At 62.5% G+C, this 16,090-nt stretch carries 12 protein-coding genes and 1 pseudogene; all 13 read right to left on the minus strand.

Features of this window, described 5'->3' with window-relative positions:
- The coding region (locus tag HV823_RS27150; protein ID WP_176952569.1) for an RCC1 domain-containing protein at positions 1–4,279 on the minus strand (4,279 nt) is incomplete at its 3' end.
- A gap of 85 nt (positions 4,280–4,364) precedes the next feature.
- Entirely contained in the window at positions 4,365–5,027 is a 663-nt protein-coding gene (locus HV823_RS25975; RefSeq protein ID WP_176952570.1) for a hypothetical protein, read from the minus strand.
- Positions 5,028–5,526: 499 nt separating this feature from the next.
- Positions 5,527–5,973, minus strand: a complete 447-nt coding sequence (locus HV823_RS25980) for a pseudoazurin (RefSeq protein WP_176952571.1) — start codon at positions 5,971–5,973, stop codon at positions 5,527–5,529.
- Between the two features lie 199 nt (positions 5,974–6,172).
- A complete protein-coding gene (gene dhaL, locus HV823_RS25985) occupies positions 6,173–6,811 on the minus strand; it encodes a dihydroxyacetone kinase subunit DhaL (protein ID WP_176952572.1) in 639 nt (212 codons plus the stop codon).
- Between the two features lie 62 nt (positions 6,812–6,873).
- A complete protein-coding gene (locus HV823_RS25990; protein ID WP_176952573.1) occupies positions 6,874–8,970 on the minus strand; it encodes a bifunctional sugar-binding transcriptional regulator/dihydroxyacetone kinase subunit DhaK in 2,097 nt (698 codons plus the stop codon).
- A gap of 160 nt (positions 8,971–9,130) precedes the next feature.
- Complete coding sequence (dhaL, locus tag HV823_RS25995; RefSeq protein ID WP_176952574.1) at positions 9,131–9,772, minus strand: dihydroxyacetone kinase subunit DhaL; 642 nt, start codon at positions 9,770–9,772, stop codon at positions 9,131–9,133.
- A 12-nt stretch (positions 9,773–9,784) separates the two neighbouring features.
- Entirely contained in the window at positions 9,785–10,777 is a 993-nt protein-coding gene (locus HV823_RS26000) for a dihydroxyacetone kinase subunit DhaK (protein WP_176952575.1), read from the minus strand.
- Positions 10,778–10,805: 28 nt separating this feature from the next.
- Positions 10,806–11,579: an SDR family oxidoreductase gene (locus HV823_RS26005; protein WP_176952576.1), complete on the minus strand. Its 774-nt coding sequence runs from the start codon at positions 11,577–11,579 to the stop codon at positions 10,806–10,808.
- 66 nt (positions 11,580–11,645) lie between these two features.
- Positions 11,646–12,635 (minus strand): substrate-binding domain-containing protein, encoded by a 990-nt coding sequence (locus HV823_RS26010; RefSeq protein WP_176952577.1) that lies wholly within the window; start codon positions 12,633–12,635, stop codon positions 11,646–11,648.
- A gap of 94 nt (positions 12,636–12,729) precedes the next feature.
- Positions 12,730–13,734: an ABC transporter permease subunit gene (locus HV823_RS26015; RefSeq protein WP_176952578.1), complete on the minus strand. Its 1,005-nt coding sequence runs from the start codon at positions 13,732–13,734 to the stop codon at positions 12,730–12,732.
- A gap of 52 nt (positions 13,735–13,786) precedes the next feature.
- Positions 13,787–15,265 (minus strand): sugar ABC transporter ATP-binding protein, encoded by a 1,479-nt coding sequence (locus tag HV823_RS26020; protein WP_176952579.1) that lies wholly within the window; start codon positions 15,263–15,265, stop codon positions 13,787–13,789.
- Positions 15,266–15,477: 212 nt separating this feature from the next.
- Positions 15,478–15,672: pseudogene (locus HV823_RS26025) on the minus strand (helix-turn-helix domain-containing protein); the annotation flags it as partial.
- A 124-nt stretch (positions 15,673–15,796) separates the two neighbouring features.
- Positions 15,797–16,090 (minus strand): hypothetical protein (locus HV823_RS26030; protein ID WP_176952580.1); only part of this gene is annotated, 294 nt, incomplete at its 5' end.

Here is a 16,090-nt window from a genome sequence, read left to right on the forward strand (position 1 = left end):
GATCCTTGGCCGAGAAGGTGCCGACCGTGGTGCCGGTCTTGACGTTCTCCTTGACGGTCGACTTCGACAGCGACAGCGAGGTGGGCGCCTTGTCGACATCGTCGACGTCCTGGATCGCGATGGTGAAGGTCTTCGCCACCTTGTTGACGCCATCGGAGACCTCGACGGTGACCTTGCCGGACTTGACCGCCTCGTAGTCGATCGCCTTGGCGGTGACGAGCCTGTTGCCGGAAAGCTTGAACAGGCCACCGGCATTGTCGGTCAGCGTGTAGGTCAGCGCCTTGCCTTCCGGATCCTTGGCCGAGAGCGTGCCGACCGTGGTGCCGACGGCGACGTTCTCCTTGACGGCCGTGGCAGACAACGACGGCGAGGTCGGTGCCTCGTTGACGTCCTGCACGCCGATAGTGAAGGACTTTGCCACCTTGTTGACGCCGTCGGAGACCTCGACGGTGACCTTGCCGGACTTGACCGCCTCGTAGTCGATCGCCTTGGCGGTGACGAGCCTGTTGCCGGAAAGCTTGAACAGGCCGCCGGCATTGTCGGTCAGCGTGTAGGCCAGCGTCCTGCCTTCCGGATCCTTGGCCGAGAGCGTGCCGACCGTGGTGCCGATGGCGACGTTCTCCTTGACGGTCGCAGCAGACAGCGACGGCGACGTCGGCGCCTCGTTGACGTCGGTGACCTTGACGGCAATCGACTGGGTGTCCGAGAGCGTTCCGTCGCTCGCCTTCACTGTCACGTTGTAGACATTATCCTTGCCGGCATCCTTGGCATTCTCGAAATCAGGGGAAGATTTGAACGAAAGCGCACCGGTCTTGGCGTCGATACTGAACAGCGCCTTGTCGGCGCCGCCCGAAATCGAATAGGTGATCGCCGTCTTGTCCGGGTCGGCAGCCTTGACCGTGGTAACGGCCGTCCTGTTCTCCGCAACGCTGACCGTAGCCGTCGCGCCACCGCTGATTACCGGCGCCTCGTTGACGTTGGTGACCTTGACGGCGATCGCCTGGGTGTCAGAGAGCTTCCCGTCGCTCGCCTTTACCGTCACGTCATAGACGTTGTTCTTGCCGGCGTCCTTTGGTGCTTCGAAATCGGGAGCGGCCTTGAACGAAAGTGCCCCGGTCGAAGCGTTGATGGTGAAGAGGCTTGCGTCTGCTCCACCCTCGATCGAGTAGGTCAGAGCCGCCGATTCCACATCCGTCGCCTTCACGGTCGTCACTGCCGTCTTGTTCTCCGCAACGTTCACCGATGCCGTCGCACCGCCGCCATTCGAGGTGATGACCGGAGCGGTGTTCGGCACGACGTCGATGGTCAGTTCCTTGTCGAACGTGTTGCCGGCACTGTCGATGACGCGGACGCGTACAGTGTACTCCTCGGCCTCCAGCGCGCCGGCGACCTTGATCGAAGACCCGTCGATCGCAAACAGCCCGCCTGCGTTGTCGAGAAGTGCGTAGCTGAACGTGTCGCTGGCATCCCGGTCAGTCACGACCAGCGAGCCGACGACCGTGCCGACCGCGGCTTCGCCACTCACCTCGGCATCGTCCAGCGCCAGATCAGTCGGCGTGTAGTTGGCCTTGTGGTTGGCGAAATCATAGGTGAGGTTGTTGAACTTCAGGATCTCGACACCGGTGAGCACGTCGATGCCCGTGCCACCGGTCGTGCGCTTGTCGGTAACGATCAGCGGGTTGCCGCCCGTGCCACCGGTGAAGCCGTAGCTGCCGGAAGGTCCGCCGAAGGTGCCGTCGAAATAGACGATGTCCGTGCCGGCGCCGCCGTCGATCGTATCGTTGCCGCCGCCGCCTGCGAGGAAATCGTTGCCTGCACCGCCTTCGATCGTGTCATTGAACTTCGTGCCGACATAGATGTCGGCGAAGGCCGAGCCCTTGAAGTTCTGCGCATAGGCGTCAAGCGACTCCGCAAACGTGTCATAACGTCCCTGGGTCGATGCCGTGGCCGCCCCATACATATGCGCCAAGGTGAAGTTGTGGATCGGGCCATTCGCCTCGATTTCAGCCTCTTCCTCGGCGTTGGTCGGCGTCGCGTTGGAAAGGTTGAGCCCGGTGATCCTCAGTTCGACATTGCCGCCGGAGAAGTAGCCGTCGGTATCGTAGCTGCCCGAACCGCGCGTGCCGTACTCGATGGTGTTGGCCGTGCCGGCAACGGTATGGGTCGCGAAGGAGTACTCCAGGCTGCCGTGCATAAGCACATATTTGGAAGTTGCATCGCTACCGTAGCCGATGAACATCTCCTCGCCGGAGAAGGTCGAACCGTTGTCGAAAACCGGGAAGCCGCCGCCGCTCGTGTCGGCAGCGAAACCGCCGCGAATGAAGGCTTCCAGATCAATGCCGGACGAAGCGGTCGAGGCATCGATGGTGATCGTTTCCGCCGCCTCGGTAACGGCGACCGTCAGGTCCTTTTCGAAGGTATTTCCGGCTCCGTCAGTCACACGGACGCGCAGCGAATAGTCGTCTGCCGACAGGGGCCCCGCGACCTTGATCGACGTTCCATCGAGAACAAACAATCCGTCGGCGTCATCGAGGAGCGTGAAGGTGTGGGTATCGCTCGCATCCCGATCGGTCACGACCAGAGAACCGACGACCGCGCCGTAACCCGCGTTGTCCAGGATCTCTGCAGTATCCAGCGCCAGATCGGTCGGCGTGTAGTTGGCCTTGTGGTTGACGAAGTCGTAGGTCAGGTTGTTGAACTTGAGGATTTCGACATTGGTCAGCGTGTCAACGCCCGTGCCGCCCGTCGAGCGGCTGTCGGTGACGACCAGCGGATTGCCGCCCGTGCCGCCGGCAAAGCCGTAGGTGCCGGAAGGTCCACCGAATACACCGTCGAAATAGGCAGTGTCCGTACCGGCGCCGCCATCGATCGTGTCGTTGCCGCCGCCGCCGGCAAGGACGTCATTGCCGCCAGCGCCGATGAGCGTGTCGTCGCCGTCGCCGCCATTGATGGTGTCATCACCGACGCCGCCGTTCAGGTAGTCGCTGCCAGCGCTGCCCTCGATTTTGTCATTGCCGCCGAAGCCGTAGATCGAGAAGCCGACCTTGTCCCCGGCGAGCGTGCCGCCGGACAGGGCGCCATCGCCGTCGGGCGTGCCGATGACGACGGTGCGGTGATCGCTGTCCAGCGGGATCAGGATCGGACCCGACGCCCAGGTGTTGGCTTCCTGTTCCGTGCCCAGGCGACCCTGGTTCATGTTGCCCCAGCCATAGACGTTGCCATCGGCATCGACGGCCAGCGAGTGGTTCGGGCCGCCGGCAATGCTGACGATATCGATGCCTTCGAAGCCCGGTATCTTGGTCGGCGCGATCAGCGTGGTGATGGCGCCGGTCGACGTTTCAAGGCCGAGCCAGCCTTCGTCGTTGCGGCCCCAGGCCCAGACTTCACCGTCAGCCGTCAGGGCGATTGCCCAACGGGAGCCGATGTGGACGTCGACGACGTTGTCGGGAAGGCCCTGGATCTCGAACGGGGTGGAGCTGTTGGATGTCTCCGCGTCCGTCAGAACGCCATCGACGATCGTGCCCTTGATGAGCTGTCCGTAGTCGGACTGTCCCCAGCCCCAGACCTTTCCGTCGGCGGTGATGGCAATCGACGTGTTCGTGCCCGCGGCAACCTTGACGACCGTTCCGGGAATATCGACGAGTACGGGCACGGTCGAACGCGTGCCTGCGCCGGCAGTGCCGTTGCCAAGCTGGCCCTGGACGCCGGACCCCATGGCGTAGACTTCGCCGCCTTCCGTCAGGACGAGCGCAAAGCTCGTGCCCCAGGCAAGGCTTGCGACCGTCTCGCCACCGAAGGCGCTCGCATCAAGCGCGACCGGCAAGCCCTGGTTGGTGGTGCTGCCAATGCCGAGCTGGCCGTTGGTGTTCTGCCCCCAGGCATAGAGGACGCCGGCATCAGAGATCGCGTAGCTGGCCCCGTTCGTCATGTAGATCGAAGCGATGGTGATGCCGTCCAGGGCCATGACCTTCTGCGGCACCAGGTTCTCTTCGTTCGTGGTCGTTCCCAGCCCGAGCTTACCGAGGTTGTTGTCGCCCCAGGTGTAGACCTCGCCGGACGCCGTCAGGAACGCGCCGTGCAGCATGCCGGCGGAAATCGCGACGATCTCGCCGGTGAAGCCTTCCGGCAGGTTGACGGTGCCCATATCGGCCCAGGCAACGCCTACGTCGGTCTGCGTGCCGCGACCGAGCTGGGCTTCATTGTTCTCGCCCACCGAGTAGATTACGCCGTCCTTGTAGAACAGCGAGTAGTGATTTCCTGCGCCGACTTGAACTGTCATGATTTGTACCCCAGCCAATGATGAATGTTGAAGGACGCTTGCGGCTGCCGCATGGGCGTCGGTTTGATTGCGAAGTTCCGATGGATCAGTCTGCCGCGCCCTCTCTCAGGGCCGGCGCGAAGGGCATGCGGATGTTTTCATCGCTCTTGTTTTTGAGAGCGCCCGCCTCGGCCATCACCAGAGCGATGACGGCGAAGCCGAGAAGGAGGAGAAGTGCGTAGACGGCCATGATGGACCAGTACGGCGCGACGAAATTCAGTTGCGGTGCCGCGCCGAGCACGGCCGGCATCGACCAGGAAACGATCGACACGCTGGCGCAGGCGATGAGGGCGATGCGAACTCGCGAATGCACGCCCGCCATCAACGGCCGTCCGATGCGCTGGCGCAGGAACGGCATGACCAGCCTGTGCACGAAGATGCCGTTTGCCGACAGCATCGCGACGATCGTCATCTTGGCGTAGATCTTGGGATTGCTCAGTTTTGCAGGTTCGACGAAGCCGTAGAGCACGAGAAAGCCAATTCCCGTGATCCATAGCAGCGCCAGTCCCACGGCCACGCACCGGCTGGTCGCCGCAAGGAGGCCGAATGCCTCATCCGTCATGCCCTTGCGGCTGTATCGCTGGATCAGAAGATCGACATAGACGGCCCCGCCCGCGCCGAGCACGAGGCCGCCGAAGTGCAACAATCGCAGCACAGTCCGGTAATAGGAGATCGCAACGTCACTGGCGGGCCAGATCAGAAAATCCACGGAAAGCGACCTTCTTGAGACATGAGGGATCGGCTCCGGCCGGCGTCGCCGGTCGGACTAAACTATTGGTATAATTTCAAATTTTCAGGGCTCTTGCCGCGAGGACAACCCGCCAGCATCACCTTGAGACATAATCGCCGTAATAATCGTGACAAAAAAAGTCAAGTTAGATTCTATTAGCAAAAGTAGAATTTTGTCGGCCCGCAACCGCGAGGCTCGCATTTCGGCAAGCGGCCGAAGCGGCGAAATTGGCCCGAACGCAGCGCGCAATCCTGCATCTCGCCGGGTTTCAGCGTGTCGAGATTCGAACGTCGACCGATGGAGGAGGACATCGGCCCGGTCTTTCGCAATTGAGGAAAATGGTAGGACGATGGCCCATTTCTTGGCCGCAGAGATTGCAGAGAGGCGGCGCAGAATGCTTCTGCCGCGTGTTCGCGCGCAACTCAGGATTCCGCCAGAGGCATCGGCGACAGGAGCCGCCGATGCCGGGATCGGAGAATTAAAGCCCTGAAGCGGCGATGGCCGCATCCATGCGCTCGCGTGCCTTCTTCGGCATCTTGGCGCTTTTTACCGCATCGATGTTCGCCGCTCCGTCATCGACGACGACGAGCGCCACCATGCCCATTCCGAAATGCGGCATGCACCGGACACCATAGGCGCCGGTCGCATCGAAAGTTACCTTGATTGTCTCGTTCATCTTGCCCTTGAAGGGCTGGGCACCTCCCGGCAGCAGGCCTGGAAGGGTTTCGGCATTGTGCGACTTGTCCGTGGGGACGAAGGTTACGGTGTCGCCCTTGGCGATCTTGAGCGAAGACGGCTCGAATACCATCGTTCCATCCTGGCCCTTGTTCAACATATGGATTTCGAAGTCCGCGGCGGCGGCGTGGCCGCACAGGGCCGCGGCCAGAATTGCCGCGCCGGCGAGGGACCGAGCGATCATGGTCATTCTCTTTGCTCCTGCATGCGAAGCCGGGGCGGCCTCGTCGGCAGCACACTATCGCCGCGCTGGAGACACCGTTTGACATATCGCAACCCCGGCTCTGGACGGAGTGCCCTCGAGGTGCGTCATTCCTTCACAGGCGACCTTCAGCGGTGACCTGCCGATATGGCCGCAACCGGAAGGAAGATACGCCAGGCCTTTGCCGTCAGGCGAAGGTATCTCTCATCGCCCGCAGGATGATGACAGCGGAGGCGGCACCCGGATCGACATGACCGAGGGACCGCTCGCCCAGTCTGGCGGCGCGACCGCGGGCCGCGACCATCGAGCGGGTGGCATTCGCCCCGGTCTCTCCGGCAGCGACGATGTCGCGCCACATCTCGTCCGGCTCCGCGCCACGCTCGCGCGCTGCGACCGCGGCTTCCATGGCCGGTATCCACGCATCCAGCATCGTCTTGTCTCCGCGCTGGCCCTTGCCGCGATCCTTGATACCTTGCGCAATGGCCTCGACGATCGCCACCTGTCCCGCAGGCGATAGGCTTTCGTCCTGCTTGAGCACCTGCGCCGCCTTGCGGAAGGCGGTGGCGTAGAGCGGGCCGGTGGAGGCGCCGACGGCATCGAGAAAAGCAGATGCGGCGGCGGAAAGAACCTCCGAGGGAAGAACCTTGTCGAGGTCGAGCCTGGCGACGGCGCTGTTCACCGCGGCAAAGCCCAGGGCCATCGTGATGCCATGGTCGGCATCGCCGACCGCCCCGTCAAGTTCGGAAAGATGGTCCTTCTCCGCCTGCATGGCCATGGCGATGAGCTGAAACATGCGGCTGAGAAAACGCGATGCCGTTTCCGCCATGTATTGCCTCCGAATTTTCTCTGCGTTGTCCGCCTTTATCACGAGGCGATGCAACAGCCTTATCAATTGATCCTGAGGGCGGCGCTATCACAGGGATGCCGCAGCAGATCCGACAGTTCCTGGTCAAGGTGCAGAATGGAAATGGATGCGCCAACCATGTCAAGCGAGGTGCAATAATGGCCGACCCAGTTCGTCGCAATGGTGATGTTCTTGGCGCCCAGCCTTTGCTCCACCCGGCGAAACAGGATGTAGAGTTCCATCAGCGGGGTCGCCCCGAACGAATTCACCAGCACTGCCACCCGGTCACCCGGCTGGGCGTTCATTTCTCCAAAAATGCGGTCGATGATCCGGTCGGTGATTTGGTCGGCGCTCATCATCCTGTCGCGTACCACCCCGCGTTCGCCGTGGATCCCCATGCCGATCTCGATGTCGTCGGGACCGATCTCGAAATTATGCCGCCGGGTTTGCGGCAGCGAGCACGGCTCGAGGGCAACACCGATTGTGAAGGTGCGGTCGTTGGCTTTCCGTGTCACGGCTTCGCATTCGGAGAGCGACAGGCCGCGGTCGCATGCTGCACCCGCGATCTTGAACATGAAGAAGTTGCCGGCAACGCCGCGCCGCCCTTCCCGGTCCTCGACCGGTGACGAGGCAATGTCGTCCGTGGTCAGCACGGTGCGGACAGGAATATCCTCCTCATGGGCCATCTCCGCCGCCATCTCGAAGTTCATCACGTCGCCGGCATAGTTGCCGTAGACGAAGAGCACGCCTTGCCCACCGGAGGCGGCGCGTGCGCATTCGAGGATGGGGCCGGGGGGAGGGGACGAAAAGATGTTGCCGACGGCAACGGCATCGGCCAGTCCCTTGCCGACATAGCCGAGGAAGCAGGGTTCGTGTCCCGTTCCGCCCCCGATGACGAGGCCGACCTTGCCGGCGCGCGGACCGTTGCGGGCGACAAGGGCGCGGTTCGAGCCCTTGATCGGGGCAATATAGCCGGCGTGGGCCTTGAGCACGCCCTCGAGCATCTCATCGACCACCTGGTCCGGATTGTTCAGGAACTTCTTGATGTGGGTGCGAACATTGCTCGGCAGGGGCACAGGGCCTTCGCCGCGTGTGCGCTGGGCCAACCTCTGGTCGATCTCGGTGACGCCATCCGCATTCAGGATGCCCCGGCCGGTCGCAGCATCCGTGATCAGCACGTTGATGAACCCGCCCCGCAACGCGGCGAGGATTGCCGGCACCTTGTCGAAGCCGCCGGCGACGGCAATGCGCATCCCGATCTTCTGCAGCATGTCGAGGGAGATGCCGATCGTCCTCTCGTCGAGCGGACCTGCGACAGCGTGGCCCTGGGGATCGATGAACCGACCGGCGACGACGCCGACTGCGTTCTTCGCCAGATAGTGCTGGATCGATACGGATTCGAAAAAGCCGCTGGTGTGGATGGTGGAATTCGGGCGAAGCGAGGAGACGCCGAAGAGGGCTTTGTTTGCCCGGCCAAGGGCTGCAAATTGCTCTTCGATCAGCGGTTCGCGCAGGAAGGCTGACTGAACCTCGGCGTTCGAAACGATCGCGGGCGCGGAAATGTTGATCAGCTTTGCGCCGGTCGCCTCCGCCATGGCCGAGGCGCAGAGCTCCGGCGTGTAGGCAAAGCTCGCCCGGGTGCCACCTGTTGCCTGCACGATGGTCACGTCCTGCAGGCCCGTCACCGCGGTATTCTCGGCAATTGCAAGGACGGTACGGCCCCAGGCGACGGCAAGGGTATCGCCAGACTTCAAAAGTTTCGCCATCGCCTGTCCGCCAGCCGTTCCCAGCCGGTCGATGAGCGTGCGTGAGCCGTCATCGCTCGGCACGACGAGACAATCCTGCAGGCCGAAATGGCGCTTCAGCTCCTGGGCGATGGCAAGGGAACTCAGGCGCGACGGTTCAAGCGAGATGTTGACGATGCCGCGGCTGCGCGCATCGGCAAGGTAACTGTTTACCGTGGCGCGCGAGATACCCATGATTTCGGCAATGTCGTGCTGGGTGCGGCCTTCCTCGTAATAGAGCCAGCACGCCCAGACATAGGGATCGTCGCCGTAGCGAAGCGGCATCGCGTCCGCCACGTCCGTCTGGCCGGTCTTTCCGGCTGTCAATTTGCCTGTGGGAGAGGTCTTGCTTGCCATGGTTCCCTGCGCGTTCCGGCTTTGTGGGGCGAGGATGGAAGCAATGCAATGTCATTGCAATGTTTCTGCGCACTATGCACAAGTCAAAGCATGACCGGGCCGTTGCCAGCCCGGCCACGCCGCCTTGGGAGGCTATCGATGCTGCGGGCGGGAGCGCCGGCTATTGCAGCCGATCGCGCGCTCCTTCCGACAATTCCTTCAAAATGATGGCGCACGACGTCGCGCCTGCATCCAATACGCCGAGCGAACGCTCGCCCAGGCGGCTGGCGCGTCCGATCTTGGCAACGAGGTTGATCGTCGAATCCCGTCCGATCTCGGCCGCCGCCACCAGCGCGTCAAGGGCTTCGCCGAAGGACTTGCCGTCGGCAGCCGCCTTGTCGAAGGCTTCGACTGCGGGAACAAAGGTGTCCAGCAGCGTCTTGTCGCCGACCTTCGCCGAACCGATCGACTGGATGCCTTCCAGGCCGGCATGCAGCATGCGGCTGTAGGCGGCGGCGTCGATCGCGTCCACGCCTTCCAGCTTTTCGGCGAATTCGGTGAACATCACCCCGTAAAGCGGGCCCATCGAGCCGCCGATCTCCGTCATCAGGATGGTGCCGAGCGTCTCCAGCGACGCTGCGAGAGAAAGGTCCTTGCCCTTCAGCCGTTCGGCCGCCATGCCGAAGCCCTTAGCCATGTTGACGCCATGGTCGCCATCGCCGATCTTGCCGTCGATCTCGCTCAGATAGGCGCGGTTCTCGACGATGCGATCGGCCATCGCGAGCACGATGCCCCCGGCGCTGGCATTGTTCAGTGTCTGCATTGATCCGCCTCCTTACAAAACGGTGGTGCAACGAACCTCGACGTCGAGGAGCTCTTTCAGTTCCGGGTCGAGAGCCATGACGGTGAGGGTTGCGCCGACCATTTCGAGCGATGTGAAATAGTTGCCCACGTAGGTCTTGTAGATCTTCAGGCCGCGCGCGCTGATTTCCTGCTCGATCGTGTCGTTGAGGATGTAAAGCTCGTTGATCGGCGTGGCGCCGAGGCCGGAGACCAGGACGGCCACTTCGGTGCCGGTAGGCAGGTCATGATCGTCGAGGACGATCTTGCACATGTCCTTGGCAACCTCTGCTGCGGTCTTCAGCGGCTCGACGCGGACGCCCGGTTCGCCATGATGGCCGATGCCGACTTCCATGGTGCCGGGCTCGATCTGGAAGTTCGGGTGACCGACGGCCGGCAGGGTGCAGGGGCCGAGGCCGACGCCGATCGAACGGCAGCTGTCGATCGCCTTCTGGGCGGTGACGCGCACTTCTTCCAGCGTCGCGCCGGTGGCAGCCTTGGCGCCGCCGATCTTCCACATAAAGATTTCGCCGGCAACACCGCGCCGTTTCTCCCGCTCTTCAGGCGGTGCGGAGCAGACGTCGTCGTTGGCGACGACCGTCGCGATTTCGATGCCGTCCTTGGCCGCCAGTTTGGTGGCCATTTTGACGTTCATGTTGTCGCCGGCATAGTTGCCGTAAAGCACGATCACGCCCTTGCCGCCGTTGGCCTCGCGAATGGCGTCGTGGAAGCTCTTCGCGGTCGGCGACGAGAAGAGCTCGCCGACGGCGACCGCATCCAGCATGTTCTTGCCGGTGTAGCCGATGAAGGCCGGCTCGTGGCCCGAACCGCCGCCGGTGACGACGCCGACCTTGCCGGCGATCGGCGCGCTCTTGGCTGCGACGACGCGGGGGTTTTCGGCCAGGCGGACGATATCCGAATGGGCCTTCACGAAGCCGCTCACGGTATCTTCTACGACCAGGTCCGGATTGTTGACGAAACGCTGCATGTTAACTCCTGTGGAACGGGCGTGCGGCCTAGAGGATCGTATAGCCGCCGTCGATCAGCAGATCGGCGCCGTTGATCATGTCTGCGCCGGCCGAGGCGAGGAATACGGCGGCGGCGGCGATTTCCTGCGGATAGGCAAACCGGCCCGCGGGAATTCGCTTCTTGGCGGCTTCGCCCTTCTCGCCGGACCATGCCTTCTTGCCGAGCTCGGTCAGCACGATGGTTGGCGAGATCGTGTTCACGCGGATGCCATACTTGCCCCATTCGGCGGCAAATGTCTTGGACATGCCGATGACGCCGAATTTCGAGGCGCAATAGGCGACGTGCTCCTCGATCGCGACCGTGCCGGCCTGGGAGGCGAGGTTGAGGATCTTGCCGCCCTTGCCGGCCGCAATCATCGCCTTGCCGACCGCCTGGGTGACGAGGAAGCTGCCCTTGAGATTGATGTTGATGGTCTTGTCCCAGTCGCCGAGGGAAAGGTCTTCGGCGGGCGCGAGGAAGACGACGCCTGCGCTGTTGACGGCGATGTCTATGCCGCCGAAGGCGGCGACGACGCCGGCAACGGCCTCATTCACAGACTGGGGGTTCGATACGTCGCAGACGAACGGCTTCGCGTTGGCTCCCAGCGCGTCGGCCTTGGCCTTTGCGACATCGGCATTGATGTCGAGGACGGCGACCTTGGCGCCCTTGGCGATGAAGGCCTCGGAGATCGCGGCGCCGATGCCGGACGCTCCGCCCGTCACCAGGGCGACTTTGCCGGACAGCGGGAAGTTCAGGTCAATTTCTGGAGCGGTATCGGTCATTGTCTTGCAAGCCTCGATCTTGTCATGGGGTGCGGGACGGCGAAGCCGTCCCGCGTTCATCTTCGTTTACTGGCGCGACTCGAGCAACTTGTCGACGTTGTCGGTCGTGACCGGGGTCCAAGGAACATTGTAGTTCTTGTCCTTGCCGTCGTTGAACGGCATGTCCGGATACTGGGCCCAGATGTCGGACTGCGGCTTGTAGTCGCCCTTCCTGGCATGGAAGATCGCCAGATCGAGCGCGCCCTGAGCCTGTGCGCGGGCGTCCTGAAGGATCGAAGTCATCGTGCCTTCCTTGACGGCGTTCAATGCGTCCGTGATGCCGTCGATGCCGGCAATGGCGAAGTCGCCGACGTTCAGCTTGGCAGCCTTGATGGCTTCGATGGCGCCCAGCGCCATCTCGTCATTCTGGCCGATGACGCCGTTGATCTGGCCGGGATGCGCCGTCAGCCAGTTTTCCATCAACGTCTGGGCTTCAGCACGCGACCAGTTGGCGGTCTGCTGTTCGAGAACCTTGACGTCCGGGCACTCGGCAAGCGCCTTCTGGTTGCCTTCGAGACGGGAGATCTGTGCGGACTGGCCGATCGGGCCTTCGAGAATGACGACGTTGCCCTTGCAGCCGATCTTGTCGAGAACGGTCTTGGCTTCCATGTAGCCGGAGACCGTGTCGTCGGAGCCGACGTAGGAGGCAAGCAGGTCGGAGTTCACGCGGGTGTTGGAGCCGACGACCGGGATACCGGCCTCATAGGCGGCCTGGACGGCGGTCGCGCCGGCCTCGATGTCGATCGGCACGAAGACGATAGCGTCGAACTGCTGCGTGATCATCGTGTTGAACTGTTCCTGCTGGACGAGCGCGTCGTAGCGACCGTCGAAGACCGTCAGTTCGACTTCGCCGCTCTTGACGGCCGGGTGCTGCTCGAGCGCCGCAGACCAGATCTGCATGAATTCGGCATTCAGGCCGTAGGGGGCCGCGCCGATCTTGAGCTTCTTGTCCTGCGCCAGGCCCGGCGACGCCATGAGTGCCGTGGCGGCAGCCAGCGCAATCAAAAGTTTCTTCATTATCAGTCTCCTCCATTGGGATTTCGGCCACCGTCGTGGTGCACCGTTCTATGCACGGGTGAATGACACCCGTATTCCTTGAAAAGCTTCGGGGTCAGCCGCCCATGTTGCGCTTCTGGTCGAGCATGACGGCGCCGACGATCAGGGCTCCCTTGAGGACCTGCTGGTAGTAGGACTGGATACCCATCAGATCGAGGCCATTGTTCATGACGCCGATGATCAGGGCGCCGATCAGCGTCCCGGTGATGCGTCCCACGCCGCCCGAAAGGCTTGTGCCGCCGATGACGACCGCCGCGATCGCATCGAGCTCGTAGGCGATGCCGGCCTGGGGCAGGGCGGAGCCGGTGCGCGCCGACAGGATCATGCCGGCAAGTCCGGACAGGCCGCCCGAAATCACATAGACGGAGAAGCGAAGCCGGCTGACATTGATGCCCGACGTGTTGGCTGCATGCGGATTGCCGCCGACTGCATAGATGTAGCGGCCGAAGCGGGTGCGGTTGAGCACGTACCAGGACAGCAGGAACACCACGGCGAACAGGACGACGGGCATTGGCACGCCGAAGACGCTGCCGGTACCGATCCAGCGGAAGTCGGGCGTCAGCGCCGGCACGGGCTTGCCGCCACCATAGATCAGCGTCATGCCGCGTGCAGCCGACAGCATGCCGAGGGTGGCGACGAAGGCGGGGACCGAGAAGCGCGAGACGATGACGCCGACGATCGCGCCGCAGGCGATGCCGACGAGCAGGCCGATCGGCAGGGCAACGAAGGGTGAGTACGGGGCGCCGACGATGCCCGCGGTTGCCGAGGTCGTCGCGAAGCTTGCAGAGACGATGCCAGCAAGGGCCACGACGGAGCCGACCGAAAGGTCGATGCCGCGCGTCAGGATGACGAAGGTCATGCCGATCGCGAGAATTCCGTTGATGGACGTCTGCAGCAGGACGTTGGAAATATTGCCCGGCGTCAGGAAGTACTGGTTCGACACCGAAAGGATGAAGGCGAGCAGCAGGAAGGCGAGAAAGATGCCGTATTCCTGGATGATCAGCCTGCGGCGGTCCGAACCCAGCCAGGCCGTCGATGAATTGTTCTCTGTCGTGGACACTTGGGTTTCCTCTCTCGTACCGGACGTTTGTTCTGCAGTCCGGCTTGCCGCTTTAGGTGGACAGATGGACGAGCGATTGCGCGTCCGTCTCTTCCCTGCGGAAAATTCCGGCAGAACGGCCCTGGCGCATCACCAGGATGCGGTCGGACATGCCGAGCACCTCGTCGATCTCCGACGAGATCATGACGACCGTTCCACCCTGTTCGGCGAAATCACAGATAATGCGATAGATCTCCCGCTTGGCCCCGACATCGACGCCGCGGGTCGGCTCGTCGAGGAGCAGGACCTTCGGGTTGCGCAGGAACCACTTGCCGAGCACGACCTTCTGCTGGTTGCCGCCGGAAAGGCCGGATACCGACATGGTGTCGCGCGCCGCCTTGATGGCGAAGCGCTTGATCATGTCCTGGCTGGCCGCCATCTCCATGCGCCGGCTCATCGAAAAGCGCGGGCTCATCTCCGGCAGGCTGGCCATGCAGATGTTGTTGCGCACGCTGTCGGTGAGGTTGAGGCCGGTGAGCTTCCGGTCCTCGGTGACAAAGGCCAGCCCGCGCGCCATCGCATCCGCGGGCTTTGAAATCGAAATGGCCTCGCCCTCCAGCTTGATGCCGCCTTCCGAAGCGGTATCGAGGCCGAACAGGCAATTGAAGATCTCCGTGCGGCCGGATCCCATGAGACCGTAGATGCCGAGGATTTCGCCCTTGTGGGCGGTAAAGGAGATGTCCTCGATCTTGCCGGGGATTGTCAGCTTCGAGACTTCCAGGCCGGCAATGTCGGTCGGCGCGTTCGTCTTGATGTATTCCTCGCCAAGCTCGCGCCCGACGATCATGCGGATCAGTTCCGGCCGGTCGATGTCGGCGAGGTTGCCGCTGCCGACATAGCTGCCATCGCGGAAGACAGTGTAGGCATCGGCGATCTGGAAGATTTCCGAGAGCCTGTGGGAGACATAGACGATCGCCTTGCCCTCGGCCTTCAGGCGCTCGATCGCCGAAAACAGCTGCTGGGCTTCCTTCTCGCCGATCGCCGACGTCGGCTCGTCCATGAAGATGACTTCGGCGTCATGGCTCAGCGCCTTGGCGATTTCGACGAGTTGCACCTGCGCGACCGAAAGGTTCATCATGAACTGATTGGCGCGGATATCGAACTCCAGCCGGTCGAGAAGCGCCTGCGCATTCCGGTTCATCGTCTTGAAGTCGATGCCGCCGAAGCGGGCAGGTGGCTCGCGGCCGAGATAGATGTTCTCGGCCACCGTCATGTGCGGGATCGGGCTGAGCTCCTGTTCGATGATTGCGATGCCTGCGGCCAGCGCCTCGGCCGGCGTCGAATACGCGACTTCCTGGCCGCGGCGACGAATGTGGCCGCCGTCGCGGGTCAGGATGCCCATCAGGATCTTCAGAAAAGTGGACTTGCCGGCGCCGTTGCCGCCGCAAAGGGCGTGCACGGACCCCGGACGCAATTGAAGCCGGCCGCTTCGCAAGGCTGCGACACCACCAAAGGACTTCTGCAGTCCTTCCACGTCTAGCAGGTATTCCAACGTCTCTCCTCCTGATCGGCCCGTGGAGCGGGCCGCCGACGGTCGGAAACTCGGCCGCCATCGACGTTGACAATATTCGATTGATGATCGACAAATGTCAAGAGGAGGCCGACGCCAAGATCAAGGCGTTGTAATCACTTTGTTTTCTCCAGCATGGCAACACTTTTGCGGCTTCACAAAATGTGGCAGCAGGGTTGAATTGTCCGCCGTGGTGCTGTGAAGCAGTAGTAGCCATTGAGATCCGACATCTGCGGATCAACGAAGGTGTTGCGTTTGATCTCACGGAAAATCGTCAAGCGATGGCGACCGAGTTTCACGGCAATGCGCTCGATGCTGATGCCTGCCATCCGCCACCGAGCGATCCTGCGGCATTCGTCCATGTCGATCCGGGAGTAGGTGCGTGCCATGCGCGGTTCCGTCCGTGAGATAAGCCATTGCTATCTCTCGCAAGTCGCACTTCAAACTTGAACCCACCCCGCTACATGAAAAAATCGCGTAAGACATATTATGGAACTGTCCTGCCGCCGCGACTTAGCATCGACTGACTGCGGAACGGCAGTTTGGAGGCGTCTGGGCCTGCCACCCCTCCTCCAATACCCTTGCCAGCATGTCCGCGAAGAAATCGGCGTTTTGGCGGGACAGGCAAAGTGGCGGCTTTATCTTCAGCACGTCTAGATAGTCGCCGGTCGGCGGCATGTCGGCGCCGAGGTCGAGAAGCCTGCTGCAGATGGCGGCTGTTTCCTGCGTGGATGGCTCCAGCGTTTCTCTGTTGCGAACAAATTCGAGGCCGAGATAGAGGCACATACCGTGCACCGCGCCGACGAT

The organism is Mycoplana rhizolycopersici (genome assembly GCF_013378445.1).
Classification (GTDB): Bacteria; Pseudomonadota; Alphaproteobacteria; order Rhizobiales; family Rhizobiaceae; genus Mycoplana; species Mycoplana rhizolycopersici.

Excerpts from the sequence above, each read along its gene's own strand:
- HV823_RS25980 (WP_176952571.1), bottom strand. The coding sequence starts at position 5,973 with ATGACCATGATCGCTCGGTCCCTCGCCGGCGCGGCAATTCTGGCCGCG.
- dhaL (WP_176952572.1), bottom strand. The coding sequence starts at position 6,811 with ATGGCGGAAACGGCATCGCGTTTTCTCAGCCGCATGTTTCAGCTCATC.
- HV823_RS25990 (WP_176952573.1), bottom strand. The coding sequence starts at position 8,970 with ATGGCAAGCAAGACCTCTCCCACAGGCAAATTGACAGCCGGAAAGACC.
- dhaL (WP_176952574.1), bottom strand. The coding sequence starts at position 9,772 with ATGCAGACACTGAACAATGCCAGCGCCGGGGGCATCGTGCTCGCGATG.
- HV823_RS26000 (WP_176952575.1), bottom strand. The coding sequence starts at position 10,777 with ATGCAGCGTTTCGTCAACAATCCGGACCTGGTCGTAGAAGATACCGTG.
- HV823_RS26005 (WP_176952576.1), bottom strand. The coding sequence starts at position 11,579 with ATGACCGATACCGCTCCAGAAATTGACCTGAACTTCCCGCTGTCCGGC.
- HV823_RS26010 (WP_176952577.1), bottom strand. The coding sequence starts at position 12,635 with ATGAAGAAACTTTTGATTGCGCTGGCTGCCGCCACGGCACTCATGGCG.